The sequence below is a fragment of the Pandoraea fibrosis genome (genome assembly GCF_000807775.2).
Taxonomy (GTDB): domain Bacteria; phylum Pseudomonadota; class Gammaproteobacteria; order Burkholderiales; family Burkholderiaceae; genus Pandoraea; species Pandoraea fibrosis.
Window position 1 is genome coordinate 2945451 of record NZ_CP047385.1, and the last position, 26206, is coordinate 2971656.

The 26206-nt window shown below is 62.5% G+C and carries 22 protein-coding genes and 4 tRNA genes; 14 read left to right on the forward strand and 12 right to left on the reverse strand.

The window, feature by feature from the left end:
* Positions 1-6: 6 nt before the first annotated feature.
* From PI93_RS13035 to PI93_RS13065, 7 genes are all read right to left on the reverse strand, one after another.
* On the reverse strand, positions 7-1041 hold the full coding sequence (locus PI93_RS13035) for a glycosyltransferase family 4 protein (protein ID WP_039371587.1): 1035 nt from the start codon (positions 1039-1041) through the stop codon (positions 7-9).
* Positions 1042-1213: 172 nt separating this feature from the next.
* On the reverse strand, positions 1214-2170 hold the full coding sequence (locus PI93_RS13040; RefSeq protein WP_407945331.1) for a UDP-2,3-diacylglucosamine diphosphatase: 957 nt from the start codon (positions 2168-2170) through the stop codon (positions 1214-1216).
* Between the two features lie 149 nt (positions 2171-2319).
* Positions 2320-3276: an esterase/lipase family protein gene (locus PI93_RS13045; protein WP_052240975.1), complete on the reverse strand. Its 957-nt coding sequence runs from the start codon at positions 3274-3276 to the stop codon at positions 2320-2322.
* On the reverse strand, positions 3273-3851 hold the full coding sequence (locus tag PI93_RS13050; protein WP_080759398.1) for an RDD family protein: 579 nt from the start codon (positions 3849-3851) through the stop codon (positions 3273-3275). Before PI93_RS13050 ends, PI93_RS13045 begins: the two co-directional genes overlap by 4 nt.
* 249 nt (positions 3852-4100) lie before the next feature.
* Positions 4101-4946, reverse strand: coding sequence for a DUF3106 domain-containing protein (locus PI93_RS13055; RefSeq protein ID WP_052240973.1), 846 nt, complete (start codon positions 4944-4946; stop codon positions 4101-4103).
* Between the two features lie 22 nt (positions 4947-4968).
* Positions 4969-5397 carry a DUF3619 family protein gene (locus PI93_RS13060; protein WP_039374164.1) on the reverse strand — a complete coding sequence of 143 codons (429 nt, stop codon included), beginning with the start codon at positions 5395-5397 and terminating at the stop codon, positions 4969-4971.
* Positions 5394-5966 carry an RNA polymerase sigma factor gene (locus PI93_RS13065; protein WP_039374162.1) on the reverse strand — a complete coding sequence of 191 codons (573 nt, stop codon included), beginning with the start codon at positions 5964-5966 and terminating at the stop codon, positions 5394-5396. Before PI93_RS13065 ends, PI93_RS13060 begins: the two co-directional genes overlap by 4 nt.
* 448 nt (positions 5967-6414) lie before the next feature.
* On the opposite strand from PI93_RS13065, the gene PI93_RS13070 reads away from it, so the two are divergent.
* The 7 genes from PI93_RS13070 to PI93_RS13100 all read left to right on the forward strand — a co-directional run bounded on the left by PI93_RS13070 (position 6415) and on the right by PI93_RS13100 (position 14562).
* Positions 6415-8184, forward strand: coding sequence for an acetolactate synthase 3 catalytic subunit (locus tag PI93_RS13070; RefSeq protein WP_039374160.1), 1770 nt, complete (start codon positions 6415-6417; stop codon positions 8182-8184).
* Positions 8185-8268: 84 nt separating this feature from the next.
* A complete protein-coding gene (gene ilvN / locus PI93_RS13075) occupies positions 8269-8760 on the forward strand; it encodes an acetolactate synthase small subunit (RefSeq protein ID WP_039374158.1) in 492 nt (163 codons plus the stop codon).
* A 78-nt stretch (positions 8761-8838) separates the two neighbouring features.
* Complete coding sequence (gene ilvC / locus PI93_RS13080; protein WP_039374157.1) at positions 8839-9855, forward strand: ketol-acid reductoisomerase; 1017 nt, start codon at positions 8839-8841, stop codon at positions 9853-9855.
* 367 nt (positions 9856-10222) lie between these two features.
* Positions 10223-10858 (forward strand): phosphatidylserine decarboxylase, encoded by a 636-nt coding sequence (locus tag PI93_RS13085; protein ID WP_039374244.1) that lies wholly within the window; start codon positions 10223-10225, stop codon positions 10856-10858.
* Positions 10859-11018: 160 nt separating this feature from the next.
* Positions 11019-11897 (forward strand): CDP-alcohol phosphatidyltransferase family protein, encoded by an 879-nt coding sequence (locus tag PI93_RS13090; RefSeq protein ID WP_039374156.1) that lies wholly within the window; start codon positions 11019-11021, stop codon positions 11895-11897.
* A 201-nt stretch (positions 11898-12098) separates the two neighbouring features.
* Positions 12099-12584: a peptidoglycan-binding protein LysM gene (gene lysM, locus PI93_RS13095; RefSeq protein WP_039374155.1), complete on the forward strand. Its 486-nt coding sequence runs from the start codon at positions 12099-12101 to the stop codon at positions 12582-12584.
* A 433-nt stretch (positions 12585-13017) separates the two neighbouring features.
* A complete protein-coding gene (locus PI93_RS13100) occupies positions 13018-14562 on the forward strand; it encodes a 2-isopropylmalate synthase (RefSeq protein ID WP_039374154.1) in 1545 nt (514 codons plus the stop codon).
* 135 nt (positions 14563-14697) lie between these two features.
* Here the strand turns inward: PI93_RS13100 and PI93_RS13105 are convergent, their stop codons facing one another.
* Positions 14698-15285 carry a hypothetical protein gene (locus PI93_RS13105; RefSeq protein WP_080759396.1) on the reverse strand — a complete coding sequence of 196 codons (588 nt, stop codon included), beginning with the start codon at positions 15283-15285 and terminating at the stop codon, positions 14698-14700.
* A 142-nt stretch (positions 15286-15427) separates the two neighbouring features.
* Between PI93_RS13105 and PI93_RS13110 the strand changes: the two genes are divergently transcribed.
* From PI93_RS13110 to PI93_RS13140, 7 genes are all read left to right on the forward strand, one after another.
* Positions 15428-16702 carry a branched-chain amino acid ABC transporter substrate-binding protein gene (locus tag PI93_RS13110; RefSeq protein ID WP_039374152.1) on the forward strand — a complete coding sequence of 425 codons (1275 nt, stop codon included), beginning with the start codon at positions 15428-15430 and terminating at the stop codon, positions 16700-16702.
* A 294-nt stretch (positions 16703-16996) separates the two neighbouring features.
* Entirely contained in the window at positions 16997-17266 is a 270-nt protein-coding gene (gene rpsO, locus PI93_RS13115; protein WP_010806083.1) for a 30S ribosomal protein S15, read from the forward strand.
* A 305-nt stretch (positions 17267-17571) separates the two neighbouring features.
* Positions 17572-19728 (forward strand): polyribonucleotide nucleotidyltransferase, encoded by a 2157-nt coding sequence (gene pnp, locus PI93_RS13120; protein WP_039374151.1) that lies wholly within the window; start codon positions 17572-17574, stop codon positions 19726-19728.
* Between the two features lie 185 nt (positions 19729-19913).
* A tRNA-Ala gene (locus tag PI93_RS13125) sits at positions 19914-19989 on the forward strand.
* A gap of 164 nt (positions 19990-20153) precedes the next feature.
* Positions 20154-20229: transfer RNA gene (locus tag PI93_RS13130), tRNA-Glu, on the forward strand.
* A gap of 97 nt (positions 20230-20326) precedes the next feature.
* A tRNA-Asp gene (locus PI93_RS13135) sits at positions 20327-20403 on the forward strand.
* A 99-nt stretch (positions 20404-20502) separates the two neighbouring features.
* Positions 20503-20579: transfer RNA gene (locus PI93_RS13140), tRNA-Asp, on the forward strand.
* Positions 20580-20826: 247 nt separating this feature from the next.
* On the opposite strand, the gene gudD is transcribed toward PI93_RS13140, so the two are convergent.
* From gudD to PI93_RS13160, 4 genes are all read right to left on the reverse strand, one after another.
* On the reverse strand, positions 20827-22155 hold the full coding sequence (gene gudD, locus PI93_RS13145; RefSeq protein ID WP_039374150.1) for a glucarate dehydratase: 1329 nt from the start codon (positions 22153-22155) through the stop codon (positions 20827-20829).
* Between the two features lie 270 nt (positions 22156-22425).
* Entirely contained in the window at positions 22426-23802 is a 1377-nt protein-coding gene (locus tag PI93_RS13150) for an MATE family efflux transporter (RefSeq protein ID WP_039374149.1), read from the reverse strand.
* 12 nt (positions 23803-23814) lie between these two features.
* Positions 23815-25545 (reverse strand): ArnT family glycosyltransferase, encoded by a 1731-nt coding sequence (locus PI93_RS13155; protein ID WP_039374148.1) that lies wholly within the window; start codon positions 25543-25545, stop codon positions 23815-23817.
* Positions 25546-25852: 307 nt separating this feature from the next.
* On the reverse strand, positions 25853-26119 hold the full coding sequence (locus tag PI93_RS13160) for a type B 50S ribosomal protein L31 (protein WP_010806078.1): 267 nt from the start codon (positions 26117-26119) through the stop codon (positions 25853-25855).
* Positions 26120-26206: the final 87 nt, after the last annotated feature.

The window sequence follows — 26206 nt, forward strand, 5'->3', positions numbered from 1 at the left end:
GGTGGATCAGATCGCGGGCGCGAGCGACGGCTCGGGCTTGCGCGGATGCAGATGCGAGACGAATTCTTCCGACGCGGCCTGCCACGAGAACCGCTCGGCCCAGGCCCGCGCACTCGCGCGCGACACCTTGAGCGCATCGAGGCAGGCTTCACGCAGATCCTCCCGCAATGCGCCGGCGTCGCCCTCGGGGCAGCCGTCGAGTACATCGATCGGGCCCGTCACCGGGTAAGCGGCGACCGGCAGACCGCAAGCCATCGCCTCAAGCAATACCAGACCAAATGTGTCGGTGCGGCTTGGGAAGACGAACACGTCGGCCGACGCATAGACCTTCGCCAGCTCGGGCTGGGAGAGCATGCCAAGATAATTCACATCGGGGTAGCGCGAGCGGAGTTCGGCCAGTTGCGGCCCTTCGCCTGCGACCCACTTCGAGCCCGGCAGATCCAGCTTCAGGAAGGCTTCGATGTTCTTCTCCACGGCAACGCGCCCTACGTAGAGGAAAATCGGATGTGCTGAATTTAGCACATGTGCGTCCTGCACACGGAAGATGTCGAGGTCGACGCCGCGCGTCCACAGCACCACATTGCGAAAGCCGTTGGCTTCGAGATCGCGCTTGACCACCGGCGTCGGCGCCATCACCGCGCGCGACGGCTTGTGGAACCAGCGCAGGAACCGGTAAGTCGCGTTCAGCGGAAAGCCGAAACGTGCCTGCACGTATTCGGGGAAGCGCGTGTGGTAGGCCGTGGTGAACGGAAAGTCGTTGCGGATCGCCCATTTGCGCGCGGCCATGCCGAGCGGGCCTTCGGTGGCGATGTGCAAGGCGTCCGGGCCGAACTCCTCGATGCGGCGCGCTACGCGGCCAGCGGCAAAGAACGCGAGGCGGATCTCGGGGTAGGTCGGGCACGGAATCGTGCGGAATTCCTGTGGCGTGAGTAGTTCGACGCGGTGGCCGGCGGCTTCCAACTGAGCGCGCGTGTTCTTCAACGTGCGAACCACGCCGTTGATCTGGGGATCCCAGGCGTCGGTGATGACCATGATTTTCATTGGGCGCTCCTTCGCGCACAGGGTGCGCATCGGTGACACACACGCAATGGCGTGTGAGGGGGGCGCACGTGCGGCGAGACGCTGCCGTGCGTGCGCGCAGGGTTATCGAACCGGTTTCGCCGCAACGGCTGCGATCACGGAGAGTGACGCGGGCTATGCCCGCGGCATGGGGTCAGACGCTGACCGGCGTGGCTTTTACGCTGGCTCGTGTGTTGCGCTTTTGCGTCCAGTAGATGATGCGCAGCTCGCCTTCGGTGGTCTCGACGAGCGCCGAGAGGCTCTCGACCCAGTCGCCGTCGTTGCAGTAGAGCAGGCCGTCGATCTCGCGAATTTCGGGCTTGTGAATGTGGCCGCACACCACGCCGTCGCAACCGCGCCGCCGTGCCTCGTCCGCCATGACGTTTTCGAAGGCGGAGATGAAGTTCACGGCGTTTTTCACCTGATGCTTCAGGTACTGCGACAACGACCAGTACGGGAAGCCGAAGCGCGTGCGCACACGGTTGAACCAGCGATTGAGGAGCAGCGTGAGCGTGTAGAGCGAGTCGCCCAGATACGCGAGCCACTTGGCGTGCTGGATCACGCCATCGAACAGATCGCCGTGGGTGATCCACAGGCGCTTGCCGGTGAGCGTGGTGTGAAACGCCTCGTCGCGCACGGCGATGTCACCGAACGCCAGTCCGCAGAATTGGCGTGCCGCTTCGTCGTGATTGCCCGGCACGTAGATGACTTGCGTGCCCTTGCGTGCGCGGCGCAGCATCTTCTGCACGACATCGTTGTGCGCTTGCGGCCAGTGCCAGCCACGGCGCAGATGCCAGCCGTCGATGATGTCGCCGACCAGATACAGGTAGTCCGACTCGTGATGGCGCAGGAAGTCGAGCAGGTATTCCGCCTGACAGCCTTGTGTGCCGAGGTGAATGTCGGAGAGCCAGATCGTGCGGTAGCGGGTGATGCCTTCAGGGGGCGGATCGAGCGGGTCGGGCGTGTCGGGCGGCAGATCGATCGTGGAGGGCGGCGAGGCGGGGGGGCTGGCGGGCGGGGTGGCGGAGCGGCCCGGGGGCGTGTCGACAAAGTGACCGGCGCGAGCCGCAGGTGTTGAGATCGGCAACTCGAAGGTGGGTGTCGTCGTCATAGCGGCTCGCACGTCGCGTTGAACATGCGTGCATTGCGCCATGACTTCGTGAAGGGACGATGACAGTCATGCGCGTGTCGCGAAAGTGTCTTGAGACGTCGCGGCAATACGACACCGCAAGCGCGACCCGTGCGCGCGCGGTGCGTGCCTCAGACGTTGTGCCGCAGTCCTTGCGCCACGCGCTCCAGCGTTTCGAGCACCAGTGCCCGCGAGCGCGGGTGCGTGCCCAGCGAGACATGTCCCAGACGGTCGAGCGCGATGTTGTGCGCGCCGGGCAGCACCGAAGTCCGAACGGGATACACCACGTTGTCGTGATACGTGTAAATGGACGTGATGCGAGCGCGTTCCGCATCCGTTTCGCGGCTCGCAAGCGCGACGAGCCATTCGCTGCCGATGCTCATCTGACGAACGTTCTGGCCGATGCCGTGGCGCGCATGCAAGGTGCCGAAATGCGGCGAGCCGAGCGTGATCGTATGGACGACGGGCAAGGTCGGATAGCGTTGCAGGCAGGCGCGCGCCGCGAGTCCTCCCATGCTGTGGCCCACGATGACGACGGGCAACCGCGTGCGTTCTGCAAGCGATTGTGCGGCGTTCGCAATAGGCGAGGCGTAGTCGTCGATGTCGCCGAATATCGGGCCAAGGTTGATGGCGTCGCAGTGGTAGCCGGCATCCGCAAGATGATGCGAAAAACGCAACCAGAACGCACGATTGCAGCCGTAGCCGTGCAGCAGTAGCACCGCAACGGGACGCGCCGGACCGCCGGGAAGCGGGAGCGCAGCGGCGCTGCGCCAGGGCTGATAGAGGTCGAGCAGCAGGATCGACGCCGCGCATTCATACGCCCACACGGCGATATTCGTGCCGGCCGGCGTGCGCCGTTCCTGCGAGGGGTCGCCGTGGGCCGCCATGATGAAGCCTGCCGCCAGACCGATGGCGTGGGACACGGGCAGCCAGAGCAACGTCCACAGCACAGTCGTCCAGGGGCTGTGCCAGGCGGCCCAGGTCGCGACGGCGACGACGATGGACAGCGCGACTTCGATGCCGCCGTAGATCAGATGCGCTCGGGAAGGGCGCAGCACCGGGCGGTTGGCCGGCGATGGCGTATTCATTTGCCGAGCACGCTCACGAGACGCGTGCCGGCGAGCCGGTCGTGAACGAACTGGTGATCCGGCATCACACGCATGGCCAGCGCCCAGAGCACGACCCAGCCGGCGAGCAGGGCGACGCTACCCCAGCCGGTGAGGCCGAGCGCCCAATCGAGCGCCATGGCGGGCAGCACCCACAACCACGCGAGCGCGTATCGCAAGAGGGCGCGGCCGACGCGCACGGGTTGCCCCTGGGCATCGACCAGGCGAATCTTCCACGTCTTCATCGCCAGTGTCTGGCCACCGTGCGTCCAGAACCAGACGAAATACGCCCCAAGGACGAGGAATAGCCAGGTTTGCATCGCGTGGCGGTACATCAGGCCGCTGCGTTGCTGGGTCAAGGCGCTGAAAAGGTATCCGGCGAGGAACAACACGCCGAAGAGCAGCAGCGATTCGTAGACCATCGAGAGCAGGCGGCGGCGCAACGTCGGTACGGCGTAGGTGGCCGGCCTCCCGGGAGGCGGGGGTAACGATGTCGTGGTATCGGACAAGCGAGGCGGCGCGGTGGGCTGCGTGGGCTGGGTGGCGGAGTCGGTCATCGCGGCGTGGTCTGGAGTCTTTTTGTCGGGGGCCGGGAACCGCGCCGATGTGCCGAGGCGCCAATGTATCGGCGTTTCGACGTATCGGCGCAGGCAGCTTGTGGCCGGGCCTGTCGAGCCATCTGCCGCTCATTATGCGGAAGAATGCGCCGATGGGCCAGCCACGCCCCCAGGGGGCGCCCGGTAGCCGCAGAAATGCAAACGGCCGCCCGAAGGCGGCCGTGGCGGCACACATTGCTGACGGGTGCGTCAGTTGTGGTGGTAGATCTCGGAGTTGAAGACCGCGTCGCCGTTCTTGTCGGCGTTCGCCGCACCGGCACTGGCAGCGCCGGAACTGGCACCCGCAGGGGCCGACGCTGCCGACGAAGGTGCCGGGGCCGGCTGCGCGCTCGGCGCGGACGCTCCCGACGGCGCCGGGGTTGGCAACGCACCATTCTTGGCCGCGGGGCCCGTGTCCTTGCGATGCACGACGGCGTAGGGATTCTTCACACCGGGGCGGCCCGACGGCGGGGCGCTGACCACATTGGGGCGGTTCGCTTGCTTCTTGTCGTCGGCGGCCAGACGCTTTTTCTGTTCTTCGGTGAGTTGCTGGTACTGCTGCCACACCTGCGCCTTGCGCTCGGGCGGCAGGGTCTTGGCGTTCTGGTAGCTCTCACGCGCCAACTGGCGTTGTTCGGGGGTCAGGCCGACCCAATCGGCCATACGGTCGTGCAAACGCTTGCGGCCTTCGGGCGACAGCGTATGAAAGCGCTTGGCGATCTCGATCCACTTGTCGCGCTGGCGCTCGCTCATGCGATTCCAGTTTTGCGCGAGCGGGGAGAGAGCATCCTGCTGGCTCGGCGTGAGCTTGGCCCACAGGCCGCCGGGCGACGGCGCGGCGGCCACCGGTGCGCTCGCAGTCGCGGCGGCGCCGGTGGTGAGGCTGCCGACCGGAGCACTGGCCGGGCCGGCGGCGCCGGGCGCCGACGTGCCGGAGATGACCTGCGGCGCATCGGACACCGGATCCGGGGCTTGCGAGCGGCGCAGCGCGGCCGTGCCGGCGAGCGCGGCCACGATTAGCGCGGCGACCAGAAAAAGTACGTTGCGTCGCGTCACTGGTCGGTCTTGAGTGGGGGAACTACTGGGCACGCTTCAGATACGCGTTGAAACCGTGATCGGCATAGGCCGACAGCGGCAGTTCGTCGCTCAATACGGCGGCATCGATATCCGCCAGGTCCTGAATGTGCTGCTGATGTTCCCAGTACGCGATACCCGCCAAACCGATCACCAGCGCGGCGAGCGGCCACAGCAGGCCCAGGCGTCCCAGTTTGTCGAACACGCGCCGCGGCCCGCCAATGTCCGGCGAATGCACGGCGCCCACACCCGCGAGTACCAACGCCGGTTGCACGACGGCGACCGGTTCCGGCTTTTTACGGGCGAGCGCCTCCTGGCGAGCGGCAGCCAGCCGGGCCGCGATATTCGGCGACGGCGTGTCGGACGCTTCGTCCAATGCACGCCGCACGCGATTTGCGAAGCGGATTTCCCTCGTTTCCAGATCGTGACTCATAACCTGATCCCTTTTGCCTTCAACGCCTGCGCCAACGCGTGTGTTGCACGCGAACAGTGCGTCTTGACGCTGCCTTCTGAACACCCCATCGTGGCGGCGGTCTCCGCAACGTCCATGTCTTCCCAGTAACGCATGAGGAAGGCTTCTCGTTGACGTGTCGGTAGTTTCTGTATTTCCGTCTCGATGATGGTGAGGATTTCAGCACGCGAAACGGAGTCCTCGCTGCTCTCGGTCTGCACAGACCCATCCTCGCCCAGCAAGGTTTCCAACGGGTCGAAATCATCGCGTTCGTCGTCGCCGGGGCCGGCAAGATTCGAGAAGAGCGTGACCCAGGTGTTGCGCACCTTTTGCCGACGGAAATAGTCGTGAATCGTGTTCTGGAGGATGCGCGTGAAGAGCAGCGGGAGGTCGGCCGGCGGCTTGTCGCCGTACTTCTCGGCGAGCCGGATCATCGCATCCTGAACGATATCGAGGGCGGCCTCGTCGTCGCGAACGGCATAGACGGCCTGCTTGAAGGCGCGCCGTTCAATGCCCGCGAGAAAATCCGCCAGTTCCTTGTCAGATGCCATCCGGTGGGGTACACGCAGCGTTTGCCGCTGCGCCTGTGAAATGCCGTGTAAGCGTAAAGATCACGTAAAGTTCGCGTAGTCGGAGCGGATGCTACCAAAAACGCGCTTCGCTGTAACCGCTTTTGCTTCCGGTTGTGTCACGTTGCGACGGCGCCGGGCTCGCCAGGTTCCTATCGTGTGAAGATTGTGCACCAGCGTGGGGCGGCTTGGCGCGCGGTGTGGGAATTCCGCAAGCCTGACTTTGCAATCATGCTGCAAATGCATAAACTCGCTTGACCATTTTGCTGCGAACCGGTAAGGTTGCCAGTTCGCAATATCTGTGATTGTCTCAATATCGGCACGCCTATCCGGGGTGTCCATCATTCAGACGCGCAGCTTGAGCCCGAACCATAAGTTCGCGGGGAGAGCACCCGATCAAAATTTTTGCCGAAACTTTGAAAGGTCGACGATGAACATGCCAAGCGCGGAATTCTCCGAGGCGGAAGCTACACGCCACCAAAACACTTCCGAAGACATGATTGGCGCCGAAATTCTCGTGCGCTCGCTTCAGGAAGAAGGGGTCGAACATCTGTGGGGTTATCCCGGCGGTTCGGTTCTCTACATCTACGACGAACTCTACAAGCAGGACAAGATCCAGCACATTCTGGTGCGCCATGAGCAGGCAGCCGTGCATGCGGCCGACGCTTATTCGCGTTCCACCGACAAAGTCGGCGTGTGCCTCGTGACGTCGGGCCCCGGTGTGACCAATGCGGTTACCGGTATTGCCACGGCGTACATGGATTCGATTCCGCTCGTCATCATTACCGGGCAGGTGCCCACGGCCGCTATCGGCCAGGACGCCTTCCAGGAGTGCGACACGGTCGGGATCACGCGTCCGTGCGTCAAGCACAACTTCCTCGTGAAGGACGTGCGCGATCTCGCCGCCACCATCAAGAAAGCCTTCTATATCGCCAAGACGGGCCGTCCGGGTCCGGTGCTGGTCGATATTCCGAAGGACGTATCCAAGGCGCGTTGCCGCTTCGAGTATCCGAAGTCGGTGTCGCTGCGCTCGTACAACCCGGTCACGAAGGGCCACTCGGGCCAGATTCGCAAGGCGATGAGCCTGCTGCTCTCGGCCAAGCGCCCCTATATCTACACCGGCGGCGGCATCATTCTGGCCGATGCGTCGAAGGAACTGAATCAGTTCTGCGATCTGCTCGGCTATCCGGTGACCAATACGCTCATGGGCCTGGGCGGGTATCGCGCGAGCGATCCCAAGTTCCTCGGCATGCTGGGCATGCACGGCACTTACGAAGCCAACATGGCCATGCAGCACTGCGACGTGCTCATCGCCATCGGTGCGCGCTTCGACGACCGCGTGATCGGCAATCCGGAGCACTTCTCCTCGACCGCACGCAAGATCATCCACGTCGATATCGACCCGTCGTCGATCTCCAAGCGTGTGAAGGTCGACATCCCGATCGTCGGCGACGTGAAGGAAGTGCTGCGCGAAATGATCGAAAATCTGCAGACGGCCGAACATGGCCCTGACACCGCGGCACTTGCCGACTGGTGGAAGCAGATCGAGGAATGGCGTTCGCGCGACTGCCTCGCCTTCGATCGCAAGAGCGAGATCATCAAGCCGCAACATGTGGTCGAGACGTACTGGAAGCTCACGAACGGCGACGCCTTCGTGTGCTCTGACGTCGGTCAGCACCAGATGTGGGCTGCGCAATACTATCGCTTCAACCAGCCGCGTCGCTGGATCAACTCGGGTGGTCTGGGCACCATGGGCTTTGGCCTGCCGGCAGCCATGGGCGTGAAGATGGCGCATCCGGATGCCGAAGTTGCCTGTATCACCGGCGAAGGGTCGATCCAGATGTGCATTCAGGAGCTCTCGACGTGTCTGCAATACCGCACGCCGATCAAGATCCTGTCGCTCAATAATCGCTATCTGGGCATGGTTCGCCAGTGGCAGCAGATCGAATACAGCAAGCGCTACTCCAGTTCGTACATGGACGCGCTGCCGGACTTCGTGAAGCTCGCCGAGGCCTACGGTCATGTCGGGATGCGCATCGAGAAGTCGTCGGACGTTGAGCCGGCACTGCGCGAGGCGTTGCGCCTGAAGGATCGTACGGTATTCATGGATTTCCAAACGGATCCCACCGAAAACGTCTGGCCGATGGTCCAGGCGGGCAAGGGCATCAGCGAGATGCTGCTCGGTTCGGAAGATCTGTAAACAGAGGCGCGTGCGCCGTCAGTCGCCGCCGGTTGGGCCGGCGCGGGTGCGACGTCCCCACACTAGGACAATCCGGGATACACCATGAGGCACATTATTTCTGTTTTGCTCGAGAACGAGCCGGGCGCGCTGTCGCGCGTGGTCGGCCTTTTCTCGGCGCGTGGCTACAATATCGAGACGCTCACCGTCGCGCCGACCGAAGATCGGTCGCTCTCGCGCATGACGGTGGTCACGACAGGCTCCGACGACATCATCGAACAGATCACCAAGCACCTGAACCGGCTCATCGAGGTGGTGAAGGTGGTGGATCTGACCGAAGGGGCGCACATCGAGCGCGAGCTTATGCTCATCAAGGTTCGCGCCGTGGGCAAGGAGCGCGAAGAGATGAAGCGGATGTCGGATATTTTCCGCGGCCGCATCATTGACGTTACTGAAAAGACCTACACGATCGAGCTCACCGGGAATTCGTCGAAACTCGACGCCTTCATCGACGGGCTGGATCGTACGGCGATTCTCGAGACGGTTCGTACCGGTGGCTCGGGGATCGGGCGCGGAGAGCGCATCCTGAAGGTCTGACCGGCAACGGCAACGCGGTAAGCGGATTTCGATCCATTCTGATTTCAGTTATTTTTTGGCATGACGGGACAATTCCAAATGAAAGTTTTCTACGACAAAGACGCCGACCTCTCCCTCATCAAGGGCAAGCAAGTCACGATCATCGGTTACGGCTCGCAAGGCCACGCTCACGCACAGAACCTGAAGGACAGCGGTGTGAACGTGACGGTTGGTCTGCGCAAGAACGGCGCTTCGTGGAACAAGGCGGTCAACGCCGGCCTGAACACGCAGGAAGTGGCAGAAGCCGTGAAGTCGGCCGACATCGTCATGATGCTGCTGCCGGACGAGCAGATCGGCGACGTGTACAAGAACGAAGTGCACGACAACATCAAGCAAGGCGCTGCGCTGGCCTTCGCGCACGGCTTCAACGTGCACTACGGCTGCGTGATTCCGCGTGCTGACCTCGACGTCATCATGATCGCCCCGAAGGCCCCGGGCCACACGGTGCGCTCGACGTACTCGCAAGGCGGCGGTGTGCCCCACCTGATCGCCGTGGCGCAAGACAAGTCGGGCGCCGCTCGCGACATCGCACTGTCGTATGCGGCGGCTAACGGCGGCGGCCGTGCCGGTATCATCGAAACGAACTTCCGCGAAGAAACCGAAACCGACCTGTTCGGCGAACAAGCCGTGCTGTGCGGCGGTACCGTCGAGCTGATCAAGGCCGGTTTCGAGACGCTGGTCGAAGCCGGTTATGCGCCGGAAATGGCCTACTTCGAGTGCCTGCACGAACTCAAGCTGATCGTCGACCTGATCTATGAAGGCGGCATCGCCAACATGAACTACTCGATCTCGAACAACGCCGAGTACGGTGAGTACGTCACCGGCCCGCGCGTCGTGACCGAAGAGACGAAGAAGGCGATGAAGCAGTGCCTGACCGACATCCAGACCGGCGAATACGCCAAGTCGTTCATTCTGGAAAACAAGGCTGGCGCCCCGACCCTGATCTCGCGTCGTCGTATCACGGCCGAGCACCAGATCGAGCAAGTCGGCGGCAAGCTGCGCGCGATGATGCCGTGGATTGCCAAGAACAAGCTCGTCGACCAGTCGAAGAACTAAGTACGACGCGCCGCACGATGCGTATGCCCAAGCGGTTCCGGGCGTTCGCATCGGCGGCGGACGGTGGGGTGGAGTGAGCGCGTCACGCGCATTGCTTCGCGAACCGTCGCTCAGGGCCGTCCGTTTTGCCGTAGCCGTCGCTATGGCAGAGCGGACGGCTTTTTTCGTGTGTGCGCCGAATCGGCGGCGTTCCCGGGGAATTACCCAGGGCAGTCTCCGGCTTTGCCTTTATGACGCGAACGTGTCGATTGGGGAAAAAGTGTCGCCGCGCCGCGCGCATTGCTACAATGCCGCCACGCCACGGTTTGGCCCAAAGCAGGTCGACCCGCTCACTCAACCGTTTTACCAAGGACGCGAGTTCAATCGCATGAATTATCCTCACCCGATCATTGCCCGTGAGGGCTGGCCCTTCCTGGGTATCGCCGTCGCCGTCGCGCTCGTCGTGCATTTCATGGCTGGCGTGTTTTGGGCCGCGCCGTTCTGGGTGATTGCCCTGTTTGTTCTGCAGTTCTTCCGCGATCCGCCGCGTCAGGTGCCGCAACAGGCTGGTGCCGTGCTCTCGCCGGCCGATGGCCGCATTGTCGCCATCGAAACCACGCAGGACCCCTATGCAGGTCGTGAAGCGCTGAAGATCAGCGTGTTCATGAATGTCTTCAATGTTCACTCGAATCGTGCCCCGGTTGACGGCACGGTGACCAAGGTGGAATATTTCCCGGGACGCTTTTTCAACGCCGATCTCGACAAGGCATCGCTCGAGAACGAACGTAATGCGCTGGTGATCGACGTAGGGGGGCAGATCGTCACGAGCGTGCAGGTTGCCGGGCTCATCGCACGCCGGATTCTCTGCTATGTGAAGCCGGGCGACACGCTCACGCGCGGCCAGCGCTATGGCTTCATTCGTTTCGGTTCGCGTGTCGACGTGTATCTGCCGCTGGGCTCGCGTCCGCGTGTGGCGATCGGCGACAAGGTGTCGGCGACCTCGACGATTCTCGCCGAGCTGTAAGCCAGGCGCATACCCCGGAAACCCCGGCCGCCAACGGCGATGTGACGTCGAATCGTGCGTCGCTGTGTCGCGGCCTGCAACTGCTTTCGCTTCTCGCGTTCCAATAGCGGTGATCCGTCGCGGGTTCGCCCGCAGTCTCAGCATCGTCAAGGAGGTACAGATGCCGGAAAACCATCGCGGCCGCTTGCGCAACAATGTCAGGCATCTCTCGCCGTTCGGCCGTCACAAGAATCCATCCGCAGAGCCATCGATGAACGAAGACCACGACCAGGGTGCGGAGGACGATCTGCCGGTGCGTCCGCGCAACCGCGGTATCTACCTGCTGCCGAACGCTTTCACGACGGCCGCGCTGTTCTGCGGCTTCTTCGCGATCGTGCAGGCCATGAACGACCGCTTCGAGCAGGCCGCCATTGCGATTTTCTTCGCCATGGTGCTCGACGGCATGGACGGGCGCGTGGCGCGCATGACCAACACGCAGAGCGCATTCGGCGAGCAATACGATTCGCTCTCTGACATGACCTCGTTCGGCGTGGCGCCAGCGTTGGTGATGTACGAATGGATTCTCCACGAGATCGGCAAGTGGGGCTGGCTCGCGGCGTTCGTCTATGTGGCGGGGGCGGCACTGCGGCTCGCGCGCTTCAATACGAACATCGGTGTGGTCGACAAACGCTTCTTCCAGGGATTGGCAAGTCCGGCCGCTGCGGCGCTGATTGCCGGCTTCGTATGGATCACGATCGACAACAAGTTGCCGGTCAATGTCTTCTGGATGCCGTGGGTCGCCTTCGGTCTGACAATCTACGCAGGCATGTCGATGGTGTCGAACGCGCCGTTCTACAGCGGCAAGGCGCTCGATGTGCGCCAGCGTGTGTCGTTTGGCGTGGTGTTGCTCTTCATGGTCGGCTTCATTCTGGTGTCGTCCGATCCGCCGCTAGTGCTTTTCGGGCTGTTCTGCCTGTACAGCATTTCCGGCTATGTGCTCTGGGGGTTCCGCTTCCTCAAGGGCCGCCGTCAGCGCATTTTCGGCGAAGTCGACGAATAATTCGGTGGATGCAAGAGGCAAGGGGCGTCTCGGTGCGTCCTTTGTCACTTCGGGCTGTCAGTGTTGTCACGCGAATTCGCACGGCGATGCTGTAGTCTTGCGAATGCAGGCTCAGAAGTACCCCCTCGGCTCCGGGCATGTCGTGGTAAATCCGGCGGTTCCGGTGCCGTTTCCGTTGTTCTACGTGACGAAGGAGAAATCATGGGCATTCTGGACTTCGTAAAAGAAGCAGGCGAAGCGTTGTTGGGCAGCAAGGCGCAGGCCGCCGAGGCCCCCGCACCGGGCCCCGATGCGGACGACGCCAACCGCAAGGCTGCCGAGGCCATCGAGAACTACATCAAGACGCAGAATCTGGATGCCACTGGCCTGACCGTGACATTCGACGGTGCCTCCCGGACGGTGACCGTGTTCGGCGTGGCCGCCGATCAGGCGACCAAGGAAAAGATTCTGCTGTGCTGCGGCAATGTGAAGGGCGTCGAGAAGGTGGACGACAAGATGTCGGTGTCGACGGCTTCGGCCGAAGCGTCGTATCACACCGTGGAGAAGGGCGACACCCTGTCCGCCATCTCGAAGAAGGTCTATGGCGACGCCAACAAGTACAACGTCATCTTCGAAGCCAACAAGCCGATGCTCTCCAGTCCGGACAAGATCTATCCGGGACAGGTGCTGCGCATTCCGCCGGCCTGATCCGGCGTACGTTTCGTGATGCCCAGCCCGGCCCTGTGCCGGGCTGTTTCATTTGGGTGGTCGCTCAGGCCCGGCACCGGCGCGCGCCCGTCTGCATGCGGCTTGCGGCCCGCGCTGCGCGTTGCGAAATCACCTGATTGCGACTATATTGGCGCTCATGATTTCAGGCGTCACCCCGGCTTCGGGCCTTTCTCTCGCACCGCCATTGCTATGCCGCCATGCCGTTTCCCGCTTGCGGGCCGGCCATGCCTGCGAGCGCGTCGCGCGCTGATTCCCTCCCGGTAGTTGCCCGCCCGCAGGACGATCCGCCGGCTGTCTGGCTTGCGCCATGACGGCGGGGCGTGGGCGCCGGCGCGTCATTCGGCACGCGGGTACGCCGCATCGAGACATCAAGAACAAACCGAACCCTACAAGATCCCCACAGGAGAAAGTCATGGCCGATAAGCTGATCATTTTCGATACGACCCTGCGCGACGGCGAACAGTCGCCGGGCGCATCGATGACGCGCGATGAGAAGATTCGCATCGCGCGCCAACTGGAGCGTCTGCGTGTGGACGTCATCGAAGCGGGCTTTGCCGCCAGCTCGAACGGCGACTTCGACGCCATTCAGGCCATTGCCGGCATCGTGAAGGACAGCACGGTCTGTTCCCTCGCCCGCGCGAACGATCGCGATATCGCCCGTGCCGCCGAGGCGCTCAAGGGCGCGAACTCGTCGCGTATTCACACATTCATCGCCACGTCGCCGCTTCACATGGAAAAGAAGCTGCGCATGACGCCGGATCAGGTGTTCGAGCAGGCGAAGCTTGCGGTGCGGTATGCGCGTCAGTTCACGGACAACATCGAATTCTCGCCGGAAGACGGCAGCCGTTCGGATCTGGATTTCCTGTGCCGCGTGCTCGAAGCCGTGATTCACGAGGGCGCCACGACCATCAATGTGGCCGATACGGTGGGCTACGGCGTGCCGGAACTGTATGGCCAGCTCGTGCGCACGCTGCGTGAGCGCGTGCCGAATTCGGATAAGGCGGTGTGGTCGGTCCACTGCCACAACGACCTGGGCATGGCCGTCGCCAATTCGCTGGCGGGCGTGCAGTTGGGCGGTGCGCGTCAGATCGAGTGCACGATCAACGGTCTGGGCGAGCGCGCGGGCAACACGTCGCTCGAAGAAGTCGTGATGGCGCTCAAGACCCGCAAGGACTACTTCGGTCTCGAACTGGGTATCGATACCACGCAGATCGTGCCGGCCTCGAAGCTGGTCTCGCAGATCACCGGTTTCAACGTTCAGCCGAACAAGGCGGTGGTGGGCGCGAATGCATTTGCTCACGCGTCGGGCATCCATCAGGACGGCGTGCTCAAGGCACGCGACACCTACGAGATCATGCGTGCGGAAGATGTGGGCTGGACCGCGAACAAGATCGTGCTCGGGAAACTCTCGGGCCGCAATGCGTTCAAGCAGCGCTTGCAGGAGCTGGGCATCGAGATGGAGTCGGAGCAGGAGGTGAATGCTGCATTCACTCGCTTCAAGGAACTGGCCGACCAGAAATCCGAGATCTTCGACGAAGACATTCTGGCCATCGTCTCGAACGAAGCGCAGGCCGAGCGTGGCGAGCATTTCTATCTCGTGTCGATGGCGCAGCATTCCGAGACGGGCGAGCGCCCGAGCGCCCGCGTGGTGTTCACGGCGCAAGGCAAGGAGTTGATCGGCGAGGCCGAAGGCAACGGGCCGGTCGATGCGGTGCTCAACGCCATTGAGTCGCAAGTGAAGAGCGGTGCCGAGCAATTGCTGTATTCGGTCAACGCCATCACGACCGGCACCCAATCGCAAGGTGAGGTAACGGTGCGTTTGTCGAAGGCCGGGCGCATTGTGAACGGCGTGGGCACCGACCCGGATATCGTCGCGGCATCGGCCAAGGCGTATCTGTCGGCGCTCAACAAGCTGTATTCGAAGGCCGAGAAGCTCAACCCGCAACTCACACCGTGATCGATGCCGCGGCCATCGTGTCGAGGGTCGCGGTATCCGGTAAAACGCCCGCATCCGGAAGTCCGGTATGCGGGCGTTTTGCTTCGATTGGTTCTGAGTGATTCCGAGCGGCGATGGCGAGGGGCGGAAGCCGCGTCAGAACAGGTTGTTGTCCCGTTTCTCACGCAGCGGATCGGGGCTGATCTGTGTGGTTTTGACCACGCCGTCGGGGTCGAAATAGAAGTTCATCATCGAGTACCAGACCTCGTCCTGCTTGAAGCGGTAGGTCCAGACTTCACGCTTCATGAGCGGAAAATACGACGTCTCGACGGGCACGCCAAAGTGATGCAGCACGTCGGTCTTCGTCCACTTGTCGATTTCGACCTTGTTGAACTCCTGCGTCGAGAGCACTTGCGTGGTGCTCAACAAGCGGCCCTGAGCATCGAAGTCCGCTGCGATCGTCTCTTCGCCGAAGGGCTTGGTCGGATAGAGCCAGCGGGTGACACCCGGAGCGAGCGGGTAGACCTCTTTCGGCTTGCCCAATTGCGCCTGCACCTCGGCCTGCGACGCGCTGGGCGGCAGTTGCTGCCACGGGGGCGTGAAACAGGCGGTCAGCGACAGCGTGAGCGCGCCGGCGGCGAGCCAGCGCAGCGCGGCGACGCGGCGTGAGGTCAGGGGAGGCGTGTCGGAACGTGATGTTGTCGGGAATGCGATGCCCGCGCGTGCCTGGGGGAGATGCTTCATGGATGGCCTCGCGTCAATGGAAAAGGGCCGCAGAGCGGCATGCCGATAGCATACCTCCGTGTGCCTCATCGTGGGGCGTCTCGGCTTGCCCCACGGGGGCCGGGACGTTATGATTCGCGCCGAGACAGTTAATGGGGCCCCGATGAAAGTTCAAGTCTTGCTGGCGCGTTCGTGCGCGATGTTGTGCGCCGTCGGCCTGTTGGCAGTGGCCGGACTTGCGCACGCGGCGCCGCCGATCCGCCTCGCCCTCATCGAAGGGATGAGCGGGCCGTTCGGCAACGCCGGCGCCATGGTCGAACACAATTTGCGCTTCGCCATCGAGCGCGTCAATGCGCGCGGTGGGGTGAAGTTGCGCGACGGCGCGCATCCGCTGGAACTGACGGTGTTCGACAGCAAGGGCGCCGTTGAAGATAGCCTGGTGCAGCTCAAGGCCGCCGGCGATCTCGGCATCCCGTTCGTCTTGCAGGGCAACAGTTCGGCCGTCGCGTCGGCACTGATCGATGCAATCAACAAACGAAACGCCCGCGAGCCGGGGCAGCGCATGCTGTTCTTCAATTACTCGGCCGTCGATACGGCGTTGACCAACGAACAGTGCAGTTTCTGGCATTTCGCGTTCGACGCCAATGCCGCCATGCGGATGCAGGCGCTGACCGAGGCGATCAAAGACGACGCGAGCATCCAGAAGGTCTACCTGCTCAATCAGGATTACAGCTTTGGCCGGCAGGTCGCCGGTCTCGCCCGTCAGATGATCGGTGCGAAGCGTCCCGACGTGCAGATCGTGGGTGAGCAGTTCAGCCCGGTCGGGCGCGTGAAGGATTTCACGCCTTATCTCGCGCGGATTCGCGCGGCCGGTGCCGACACGGTGGTGACCGGAAGCTGGGGCAACGATCTGACGCTGCTCGTGAAAGCGGCGCGCGAGCAGGGGGTGGAACTCAAGTTCTACACGTTCTACGGCAACGCGCTGGGCGCGCCGGCGGCCCTGGGGGAGGCGGGCGTGGGGCGCGTGTATGCGGTGGCCGAGTGGCACCCGAACGTGGGGGGCGAGGCGTCTGATGCGTTTTACAAGGCGTTTCGTGCGCGCTATCCCGAAGCGCGCGACGACTATGCGTTGCTGCGCATGAGCGTGATGATCGACATGATCGCCGCCGCGCTTGAGCAGGCGGGCACGACCGATGTCACGACGGTGGCGCGTGCGCTTGAGAATCGCCGGATTCGCGAAGCCCCGGCCGACGCCTGGATGCGTGCCAACGACCATCAGATGATCGAGCCGCTGTACGTCTCGGTCATGCGTCGCGCGGGCGAGCCGGGCGTGAAGTTCGATAACGAAGGATCGGGCTTCGGTTTCAAGACGGTGATGGAGTTGCCCGCGAGCAAGGTGGCGCTGCCCAGCACTTGCCGGATGGCTCGCCAGCGCTGATTCGGCGAGGGGGGAGGCCGGCCGGGGCCGATGGCGTCTCGATTTGTTGCGATTTTCCGGATAATTGATGGAAATTTCCCTGATTATTCCGGGAAGATCGCGATTTTCGACGTCCGAATCCATCGGTTAGGCCCGCCCAGCGCGGCGAAGCGTGGAAAAATGTGGCATCTGGATAGCAACTCCCGTATAATCGCGCACTTGCAGTTTTGTTTATGTGCGGCAACGCCGCGCATGTTTTTGTAAGTTCACGGCACGGCCTTTCTTCCGTGACCGCATGTCTCCAAAGGAAATGAAATGACTGTTGAAACCACCAAGAAGTCGGACGTCGTGGCGCAATTCGCCCGCGCCGCCAACGACACCGGATCGCCCGAAGTGCAAGTTGCGCTGCTGACCACGCGCATCAACGAACTGACGCCGCACTTCAAGGCACACATGAAGGATCACCACAGCCGCCGCGGTCTGCTGCGCATGGTGAGCCGTCGCCGCAAGCTGCTCGATTACCTCAAGGGCAAGGATGCGGACCGCTACCGCGCCCTGATCGAGAAGCTGGGTCTGCGTAAGTAAGCGATTACGATTACGACGAGATGCCTGTATCAGCGTGCTGATGCAGGCATTTTGTTTTTGGGCATTGCCCGATGGATGTCATGAGGACATCTTCGGGTCTTCAAAAACCTGGCCATCGCGCCGGGTTCCCGGTTTACGGGGCCTCGTCGGCAAGCAGGGCTTGTGTCATTCCAGGGTCGCCTCTGACACGCACGGCAACGCGCCGAGCAACGCTGGAATGGCATAACACTCCCCCCTGTAAGGCGTCGGGATCACCCCGGCAGCGATATCGCGCCGCTGCTGCATTCGCGCGATTCGATATAGGAGTGCAAATGTTCAATAAAGTCGTGAAGTCTTTCCAATGGGGACAAAACACGGTTCGCATGGAGACCGGTGAGATTGCCCGTCAGGCATCCGGCGCTGTGCTCGTCGATATGGACGATACCGTCGTGCTCGCCACGGTCGTGGGCGCCAAGAAGGCCAAGGCAGGTCAGGACTTCTTCCCGCTGACCGTCGACTATCTGGAAAAGACTTACGCCGCCGGCAAGATCCCGGGTGGCTTCTTCAAGCGTGAAGGCCGTCCGTCGGAAAACGAAACGCTGACGTCGCGCCTGATCGACCGTCCGATTCGTCCGCTGTTCCCGGAAGGCTTCTACAACGAAGTTCAGGTCGTGGTGCAGGTCGTTTCGCTGAACCCGGAAGTGCCGGCCGATATCCCGGCCCTGATCGGTGCGTCGGCTGCGCTGGCCATCTCGGGTCTGCCGTTCAACGGCCCGGTCGGCGCTGCACGCGTTGCCTACGTTGACAGCCAGTACGTGTTGAACCCGTCGCGCGAGCAGATCGCCAAGTCGAAGCTCGACCTGGTCGTCGCTGGTACGGAACAAGCTGTGCTGATGGTGGAATCGGAAGCGCAGGAACTGCCGGAAGACGTGATGCTGGGCGCTGTGGTGTTCGGCCACGAGCAAATGCAAACGGCGATCAACGCCATTCACGACCTCGTGCGCGACGGCGGCAAGGCCGAGTGGGAATGGGCCCCGGCTGCCAAGAACGAGGCACTGATCGCACAAGTGCGCGAACTGGCCGAAGGCCCGTTGCGCGCCGCTTACCAGACGCGTGAAAAGCAAGCACGCACGCAACAACTGCGTGCCGTGAGCAGCGATGTCATCGCCAAGCTGGGCGAAGCCGCAACGGCCAAGGGCGAAGCTGCTCCGGACGACATCGAAGTCGGCAACATCCTGTTCGATCTGGAAGCCAAGATCGTGCGTAGCCAGATTCTGGCAGGCGAGCCGCGTATCGACGGCCGCGACACGCGCACCGTGCGTCCGATCTCGATCCGCACCGGCGTGCTGCCGCGTGCTCACGGTTCGGCGCTCTTCACGCGCGGCGAAACGCAAGCGCTGGTGGTGGCTACGCTGGGCACCAAGAGCGACGAGCAGATCATCGACGCGCTGCAAGGCGAGTACCGTGATCGCTTCATGCTGCACTACAACTTCCCGCCGTTCTCGACGGGTGAAACGGGTCGCGTGGGCTCGCCCAAGCGTCGCGAAATCGGTCACGGACGTCTGGCCAAGCGCGCGCTGGTGGCTTGCCTGCCGGGGGCAGACGATTTCGGTTACACCGTGCGTGTGGTGTCGGAAATCACTGAGTCGAACGGTTCGTCGTCGATGGCATCGGTGTGCGGCGGTAGCCTCGCCATGATGGACGCCGGTGTGCCGCTGACCTCGCCGGTCGCAGGTATCGCCATGGGCCTGATCCTCGATGGCAACAAGTTTGCCGTGCTGACCGACATTCTCGGCGACGAGGATCACCTGGGCGACATGGACTTCAAGGTGGCCGGTACGTCGAATGGCGTGACCGCACTGCAGATGGACATCAAGATCCAGGGCATCACGAAGGAAATCATGCAGGTCGCATTGGCGCAAGCCAAGGAAGGCCGTCTGCATATCCTCGCCAAGATGACGGAAGCCCAGTCGGGCGTGCGCACCGAGCTGTCGGAATTCGCGCCGCGCATGGTCACCATCAAGATCAACCCGGAAAAGATCCGTGACGTGATCGGTAAGGGCGGTTCGGTGATCCGTGCACTGACGGAAGAAACCGGCACGAGCATCGACATCTCGGACGACGGCGTCGTGACGATCGCCAGCCCGAGCGCCGAAGGTATCGCCGAAGCGAAGCGTCGCATCGAACTGATCACCGTGGAAGTCGAAGTCGGTCAGGTGTACGACGGTACCGTGCTGAAGCTGCTCGAGTTCGGTGCCATTGTCTCGGTGCTGCCGGGCAAGGACGGTCTGCTGCACATCTCCGAAATCGCCAACGAGCGCATCAAGGACATCAACGAGTACCTGAAGGAAGGTCAGCCGGTGCGCGTGAAGGTGATCCAGCAGGACGACAAGGGCCGTCTGCGTCTGTCGCACAAGGCGCTCACCGACGAAGAAAAGCAGGGTGGCCCGGCGCTGGTCAAGCGCGAAGGCGACGCCCAGTAATTCCGGTGTCGGCATGATGCCTGACGGCGCGCTTCGGGCGTGCCGTCAGGAGAAGGAAAAACGGCGACTCTGCTGAGTCGCCGTTTTTTCATCCATCGCACGGATCGGCAAAATAATGCGGAAAAAATGCGAGAAGGGTATTTACAGGAAATGGGTTTGTCATTAGAATCTCATTTCTCTGTTCGGGGGGTATAGCTCAGCTGGGAGAGCGCTTGCATGGCATGCAAGAGGTCAGCGGTTCGATCCCGCTTACCTCCACCACGGATTCAGAAGCTTGATTTTCAGGCTGCGTCGGAAGAGCAAGATTCTTGCAAAAACGATGCAAAAAACTTGAAAATAAAGCTTCACAAGCGAAGAAATGTTGTTTAGAATAGCGTTCTTCGCGAAATGCAGTAAAGCGAAACAGACAAAGTTTTGACGATTTTGTCCCCTTCGTCTAGAGGCCTAGGACATCACCCTTTCACGGTGAGTACAGGGGTTCGAATCCCCTAGGGGACGCCAGAATTGATGCCGGTAGCGAGTCGGTGTCAGTTTGAAAATGCCAGCAGTTTGTGGCGTAAAGCCCGCTGAAAGTTTGGCGGGTTTTTTTGTCGGTTTTGGAGCGGTAGTTCAGTTGGTTAGAATACCGGCCTGTCACGCCGGGGGTCGCGGGTTCGAGCCCCGTCCGCTCCGCCAAAACCCACGAAGTTCGGTGATTTGCGCATGAAAGTGCGGCAATGCCGGACAACGAGCAGGAAAGCAAAGTGAGTCACATCACGATGCTGCAGCAAGTTTGGAGCGGTAGTTCAGTTGGTTAGAATACCGGCCTGTCACGCCGGGGGTCGCGGGTTCGAGCCCCGTCCGCTCCGCCAAACGAAGAAAGCCCAGGCTGATGCCTGGGCTTTTTTTATCTTCTGACGCCTGTCTCATTCGTGTTTCGAGGCCTTGCAATGAGACCTTTCGGCGGTGCCGGGAGCGCGAATTTCCCTCAATGATCCTGTCTTAATAAGTCGTGCGGATTTTTCGCGTGTTATTGGAAAAATCTGTGAATCTGGTGCATAAGGGGGCGATGACAGGGTGAGGCGGATTTTTATGCCACCTCACCGTGAGTCCCTTCGATCAGCGCACGAGGCAAGGTCGCTTCGGATCGAATTTCCACTCGGGCACGAGGTATTGCATGGCCGCGCTGTCGTCGCGTGCGCCAAGGCCGTGTTCGAGATAGAGCGCATGGGCTGCTTCGACGGCATCCATGTCCAGCGTGACCCCGAGCCCCGGCACCGTCGGCACCTGAACATTGCCGCCGACAATTTGCAGCGGATGTTTCGTGAGGTACTGGCCATCCTGCCAGATCCAGTGCGTGTCGATGGCCGTGATCTTGCCCGGTGCAGCCGCTGCGACATGCGTGAACATCGCCAGCGAGACGTCAAAGTGATTGTTCGAGTGCGATCCCCACGTCAGGCCCCATTCATGACACATCTGCGCGACGCGCACAGAGCCCTGCATCGTCCAGAAGTGCGGATCGGCCAACGGTATGTCGACGGACTGCAATTGAATCGCATGACCCATCTGACGCCAGTCGGTGGCAATCATGTTGGTGGCTGTCGGCAAGCCTGTGGCGCGCCGGAATTCCGCCATGACTTCACGGCCTGAGTAGCCGTTCTCCGCCCCACAGGGATCTTCGGCATAGGCCAGCACGTCGTGCTTGTCGCGGCATAGTCGGACCGCTTCGGCGAGCGACCATGCACCGTTCGGATCGAGCGTCACACGTGCCTGCGGAAAGCGTTTGGCGAGTGCCGTGACCGCTTCGATTTCGGCGTCGCCGTCGAGCACTCCCCCTTTCAATTTGAAGTCCTGAAAGCCGTAGCGAGCGTGGGCAGCCTCGGCCAGACGCACGACAGCGTCGGGCGTCATGGCGACCTCGGTGCGAACACGTTCCCAGTCGTCGCGTGCTGCCTTGTTATCCGCGTAGGGCAGGTCGGTGACGTGTCGGTCGCCGATGAAGAACAAGTACCCGAGCATGGCGACTTCGCTGCGCTGCTGACCTTCGCCCAGCAAAGCCGCGACGGGTACCTCGAGATGCTGGCCGAGCAGATCGAGCAGTGCTGCCTCGAGCGCTGTCACCGCATGAATGGTCGTGCGCAGGTCGAAGGTCTGCAAACCGCGTCCCCCGGAATCGCGATCGGCGAAGACGCGACGTGTCCGACCGAGGATCGCCTGAAGGTTCGCGATCGACTGGCCGACCACATAGGGGCGTGCGTCGTCGAGCGTCTGGCGGATCGCTTCGCCGCCGGGCACCTCGCCAACGCCGGTGTGTCCGGCGCTGTCCTGAAGGATGATCAGGTTGCGCGTGAAGAAGGGGCCGTGCGCGCCGCTCAGGTTCAGTAGCATGCTGTCGCGGCCGGCGACGGGGACAACGCGCAGATCGGTGACGATGGGGGTTCGGCTCATGGCGGGTAGACGTTGATCAGACCAAAAGGAGTGAGATGTCATGACACACATTTGTTGTATGTCGTCAGACAACATTCTATGGAAAGTTCGCGTCTATGCCTTTGCGGGTTTACCCGTTTTTACTGAAGGAGCCAGAATTTAACGGTCTGAGCGACAGAGGGCGGTGCCACGCATCGCTCGTGGCGCCTGCGATTTTGTTGTCGTACAACTTGTGTTCGATGGGGGAGGGGCGCGTAAGCCACTGCCGCCCCTGACTGTCTGACGAAGCCGCTATCTTGCGATCGATACATCAACGTCGTTGCACTTCACCCGCACGACCCAGTGCAGATAAAGCAGCAACCCGACGGCGGCGATAGCGATGCTTGCCGTGTTGGCGAACCAGAAGCCTGCTGCGCCGTGCAGCCATGTGGGTGACAGACCGCCGACGTCGAATCCCAGCACATAACCGCCGCCGAGGCCGACGCCCCACAACGACACGGCATAGATGATGGTCGGCACGACTGCCACCTTCCATGCGCGCAGGACGAACACGGCGTTCACTTGCAGGGCATCGAACAGGTGGTAGAACGCGACGATGGCCAGTAGCGGTGTGGCGACCACCGCCACCTGTGCGTCGGACGTGTAGGCCGCCAGAATCAGCGGGCGGCAGAACCACATGAGCGCGGCGAGTATCAGGCCGAGCGTGCCGGCAAACTCGACGCCTCGCCGTCCGACCAGACGCGCCAGCGCAAAGTCGCGCGAGCCGATGGCCTGCGCGGTGAGCGTCGCCGTCGCAATCGCAATCGACATGGGCAGCATGTACATGAGCGCGCCGAGGTTCGCGGCAATCTGATGGCCGGCAAGCGTCACGTCGCCCAGACGGGCAATGAAAATCGCCATGAACGAGTACGCCGTCACTTCGATCAGGTAGCTCAGGCCCATCGGCACACCCAGCTTGAGCAGAGCACGAATGGCTTGCCAGTGCGGCCAGCAGAAGCGGGCGAAAATGCCGAACTCGCGCAGCTTCGCATGACGTGCCATCAGCGTGAGCCCCAGTGCGCACGACACCCAGTTGATCGCCGTCGTGGCGATGGCGCAGCCCGTGCTGCCGAGCGCGGGAATCCCCAGTCGCTCGATGCCATAAATCAGCGCGAGATTCAGTGGCACTTTCAGCGCCAGTCCCGTGACCTGAATCATCATGACGATGCGAGGCTGTGCCACGGCCGTCGAGAGCGACGAGTACACGCGAAAGAGCAGGGCGGCGGGCAAGCCGAACGCGAGAATCTGGAGATAGGCGCTTGCGCGGGCTTCGAGTTCCGGGGAGGCTTCGGAGAGTTGCAGAATGAACTGCGGATGCGACAGCAGCAGGGCGCCCGGCACAGCGAGGAACAAGGCAAGCCAGATCGCCTGGCGGACTTCCTCGCCAATGGCTTCGCGCTCGCCGGCACCGAACAGCTGAGCGGCAATCGGGGAGAGCGCCACGAGGATGCCCATCAGGCCGACATACACGGTGATGTAGATCGAACCGCCAAGGGCGAGCGATGCGAGATCGAATGCAGACGCGCGTCCGACCATCGCCGTGTCCATCACCCCGAAGGCGATGACGGCCAACTGGCCGATCAGGACCGGCCAGGCCAGCCCGGCAATGCGTTTGATGTCATGCCACATGGCGTCAGGCGATCAGCGCGGGCGCGCGGCGCGGCGCCACGGACGCTCTTGCAAGACGTAGAGGCGGAAGCGCTCGTCACGGTCGGCGGCACGGCGGCCTTCCCAGAGCTGACGCCATTCATACGGCGCGAGCGACAGCGGTTCGCTGTAATCTTGCGAGTCCTGGCGCAGCAGCACGTCGCAATCGTCGTTGGCCGAGCCGAAGCGCATCTTGCCGAAATACGCGAACGAGGCCAACTGTGCGTCGCCCACGCGCGCGGTGCGAATGCAGGTGTAATCCGCGGGCAGATGGGCGGCGATTTGCGCGGCCACGTCGCGATACGTTCTGCCGTAGTTCACGACCGGCAGCCACAGGGTCATGAGCAGCACCCACATGAGGGTGGTGCCGCCGGAAGACAGCACCACACTGCGCCACAGTACCTTCGGGCTGCGCGACACACGCCATGCCACCAGCGCGACCCAGGCGCCCGTGACGAGCAGGGCGCTGAACAGCGTGATCCAGCTGAATTCGGGTTGGAAGCCCGGCACCAGACGCCGCAGGTTGCGCGCCGTGGACGCCGGGAAGCCGGTAATGCCTGCCAGCCAGACGATCCAGACGAAGCCCGCCAGGACGGTAAACGACAGCACTGCGAACCAGTCGATGGCGTTGATCGTGCCGCGCTTGAGCGTGGGCAGGCCGAACGCGGCGATGACCGATAGCGGCGGCAGGGCCAGCATGAACAACTGGTTGCCCTGTTGCGCTTGCAGCACGATCAAGACAAGCATCGCGATGGTGAACGCCAGCGCAATCGCGATGTGCGGGGCACGTCGCATGCCGCGCCACGAGTACAGAGACCACGCTGCGAGCGGCCATGCCGGCCAGGCGAACAGCGCGAGGTTCTTGGCGATATAGCTGAGCGAGTTGAGTGTCGGGCCGCTGAACGCGTCTACGCCGATATCCGCCCATTCGCCGAGCCATTGGCGCGCGCCGTCGGCAAATTTGAGCGCGGCGAGTGGCCAGGTGCAGGCAATAAGCAATGCGATCGGCGTGGAGACCAGAAGCAGCATGCGCAGCGGCAGGGCGCGGCACACCACGGCCGTGGCAATGCCTGCGATCCAGAGCGAGAGCGTCATCAGTGGCGACGACGCGAGCGCCATCCCACCCAGCGCGAGGCCGAACCACACCGCACCCTGACGCGGCTTGTCGAGACTGCGAACGAGGCCGTAAATGGCCATCGAGATGAGCGTGAGCTGTCCGACCGTCGAGGTGGTTTCGTGCCCGCGCTCCGTTAGCCCGAAGCAGGCGAGCAGGATCAGCAGCGCGCCGTCGGCGAGCGTGCGTCCGTAGTCGCGCGGCTCCGGTTCGCCGCCGAATGCGTACTTGAATGGTTGCACTTCCGGGCGACGGCCGAGCAGGTAGGTGCCGTACCAGATGAACGTGCAGGTGATGTAGAAGCACAGGCCGGTGACGATGCGTGCGGCGTCGGGCGCGTCGAGCCAGGAGAACGTGCGAATAGCGAGCGCACCGAGCCACGAGACAAGGGGGCCGCTGTCGTAGATGGGTTTGCCGGCGATGTTCGGCAGCAACCAGTCAGACAACTGACCGTGCGCCATCGTCCACATGATGCCGAAGCCGGCAGCATCTTCGTTCTTCCACGGATCGCGACCGAATAACCCCGCCAGCACATAGATGACACAAATGGCGATCAGCAGCGAACGCGGTAGCGCGCTGGTGGCGGAGGCGGTGATGCGAACTCGTTTCATAGGCCAGACGACAGGACCGGCGCGGCGGCCGGATCGGGAAGACTCAGGGAGCGAGCCGGAACTGGCTCGGGGGTGAAACCTGGGGTGATGCTTGGGGTAACGCTACGGGAACACGTGCGGACACCGGAAAAGCCGACAGTATGACAGTAACCCATGCCATGGCGCAGGCCAGACCCAACAAAAAAGGGCAGCCTGAGCTGCCCTTTTCCGATGCTTTCCACAACGCCGGGGTGTTGCCCCTGATGTGCTGGCCCGCCAGTGTCTGCCGGGCCCCGCATCGCGTTGTCTGGCGCGTCGCCGATGAAACTTAGGCGATCTTGCCGCCGGCGCGGTTGCCGAACTTCTGGCGGAACTTGTCGACGCGGCCAGCCGTGTCCATGATGCGCTGTTCGCCGGTGTAGAAGTTGTGCGAAGCCGACGACGTTTCGATCTTCACGAGCGGGTAGGTCTTGCCATCCTTCTCGGCGGTTTCCTTGGTGTGGATCGTCGAGCGGGTGATGAATTCGAAGTCGACGCCGGGCGTCATGTCACGGAACAGGACTTCGCGGTAATCCGGGTGGATGCCTTCTTTCATGATGTACCTTGGGGTTAAGTCGGTAGCCAGTCTGCGCGGGAGGACGTTCGCCTGGAGGGAATGACCCAAGAGCCGCCCCGTTGGCCC

Bases quoted from the DNA above. Each gene is read 5' to 3' on its own strand.
- PI93_RS13035 (WP_039371587.1), bottom strand. From the start codon at position 1,041: ATGAAAATCATGGTCATCACCGACGCCTGGGATCCCCAGATCAACGGC.
- PI93_RS13040 (WP_407945331.1), bottom strand. From the start codon at position 2,170: ATGACGACGACACCCACCTTCGAGTTGCCGATCTCAACACCTGCGGCT.
- PI93_RS13045 (WP_052240975.1), bottom strand. From the start codon at position 3,276: ATGAATACGCCATCGCCGGCCAACCGCCCGGTGCTGCGCCCTTCCCGA.
- PI93_RS13050 (WP_080759398.1), bottom strand. From the start codon at position 3,851: ATGACCGACTCCGCCACCCAGCCCACGCAGCCCACCGCGCCGCCTCGC.
- PI93_RS13060 (WP_039374164.1), bottom strand. From the start codon at position 5,397: ATGAGTCACGATCTGGAAACGAGGGAAATCCGCTTCGCAAATCGCGTG.
- PI93_RS13065 (WP_039374162.1), bottom strand. From the start codon at position 5,966: ATGGCATCTGACAAGGAACTGGCGGATTTTCTCGCGGGCATTGAACGG.
- PI93_RS13070 (WP_039374160.1), top strand. From the start codon at position 6,415: ATGAACATGCCAAGCGCGGAATTCTCCGAGGCGGAAGCTACACGCCAC.
- ilvN (WP_039374158.1), top strand. From the start codon at position 8,269: ATGAGGCACATTATTTCTGTTTTGCTCGAGAACGAGCCGGGCGCGCTG.
- ilvC (WP_039374157.1), top strand. From the start codon at position 8,839: ATGAAAGTTTTCTACGACAAAGACGCCGACCTCTCCCTCATCAAGGGC.
- PI93_RS13085 (WP_039374244.1), top strand. From the start codon at position 10,223: ATGAATTATCCTCACCCGATCATTGCCCGTGAGGGCTGGCCCTTCCTG.
- PI93_RS13090 (WP_039374156.1), top strand. From the start codon at position 11,019: ATGCCGGAAAACCATCGCGGCCGCTTGCGCAACAATGTCAGGCATCTC.
- lysM (WP_039374155.1), top strand. From the start codon at position 12,099: ATGGGCATTCTGGACTTCGTAAAAGAAGCAGGCGAAGCGTTGTTGGGC.
- PI93_RS13100 (WP_039374154.1), top strand. From the start codon at position 13,018: ATGGCCGATAAGCTGATCATTTTCGATACGACCCTGCGCGACGGCGAA.
- PI93_RS13105 (WP_080759396.1), bottom strand. From the start codon at position 15,285: ATGAAGCATCTCCCCCAGGCACGCGCGGGCATCGCATTCCCGACAACA.
- PI93_RS13110 (WP_039374152.1), top strand. From the start codon at position 15,428: ATGAAAGTTCAAGTCTTGCTGGCGCGTTCGTGCGCGATGTTGTGCGCC.
- rpsO (WP_010806083.1), top strand. From the start codon at position 16,997: ATGACTGTTGAAACCACCAAGAAGTCGGACGTCGTGGCGCAATTCGCC.
- gudD (WP_039374150.1), bottom strand. From the start codon at position 22,155: ATGAGCCGAACCCCCATCGTCACCGATCTGCGCGTTGTCCCCGTCGCC.
- PI93_RS13150 (WP_039374149.1), bottom strand. From the start codon at position 23,802: ATGTGGCATGACATCAAACGCATTGCCGGGCTGGCCTGGCCGGTCCTG.
- PI93_RS13155 (WP_039374148.1), bottom strand. From the start codon at position 25,545: ATGAAACGAGTTCGCATCACCGCCTCCGCCACCAGCGCGCTACCGCGT.
- PI93_RS13160 (WP_010806078.1), bottom strand. From the start codon at position 26,119: ATGAAAGAAGGCATCCACCCGGATTACCGCGAAGTCCTGTTCCGTGAC.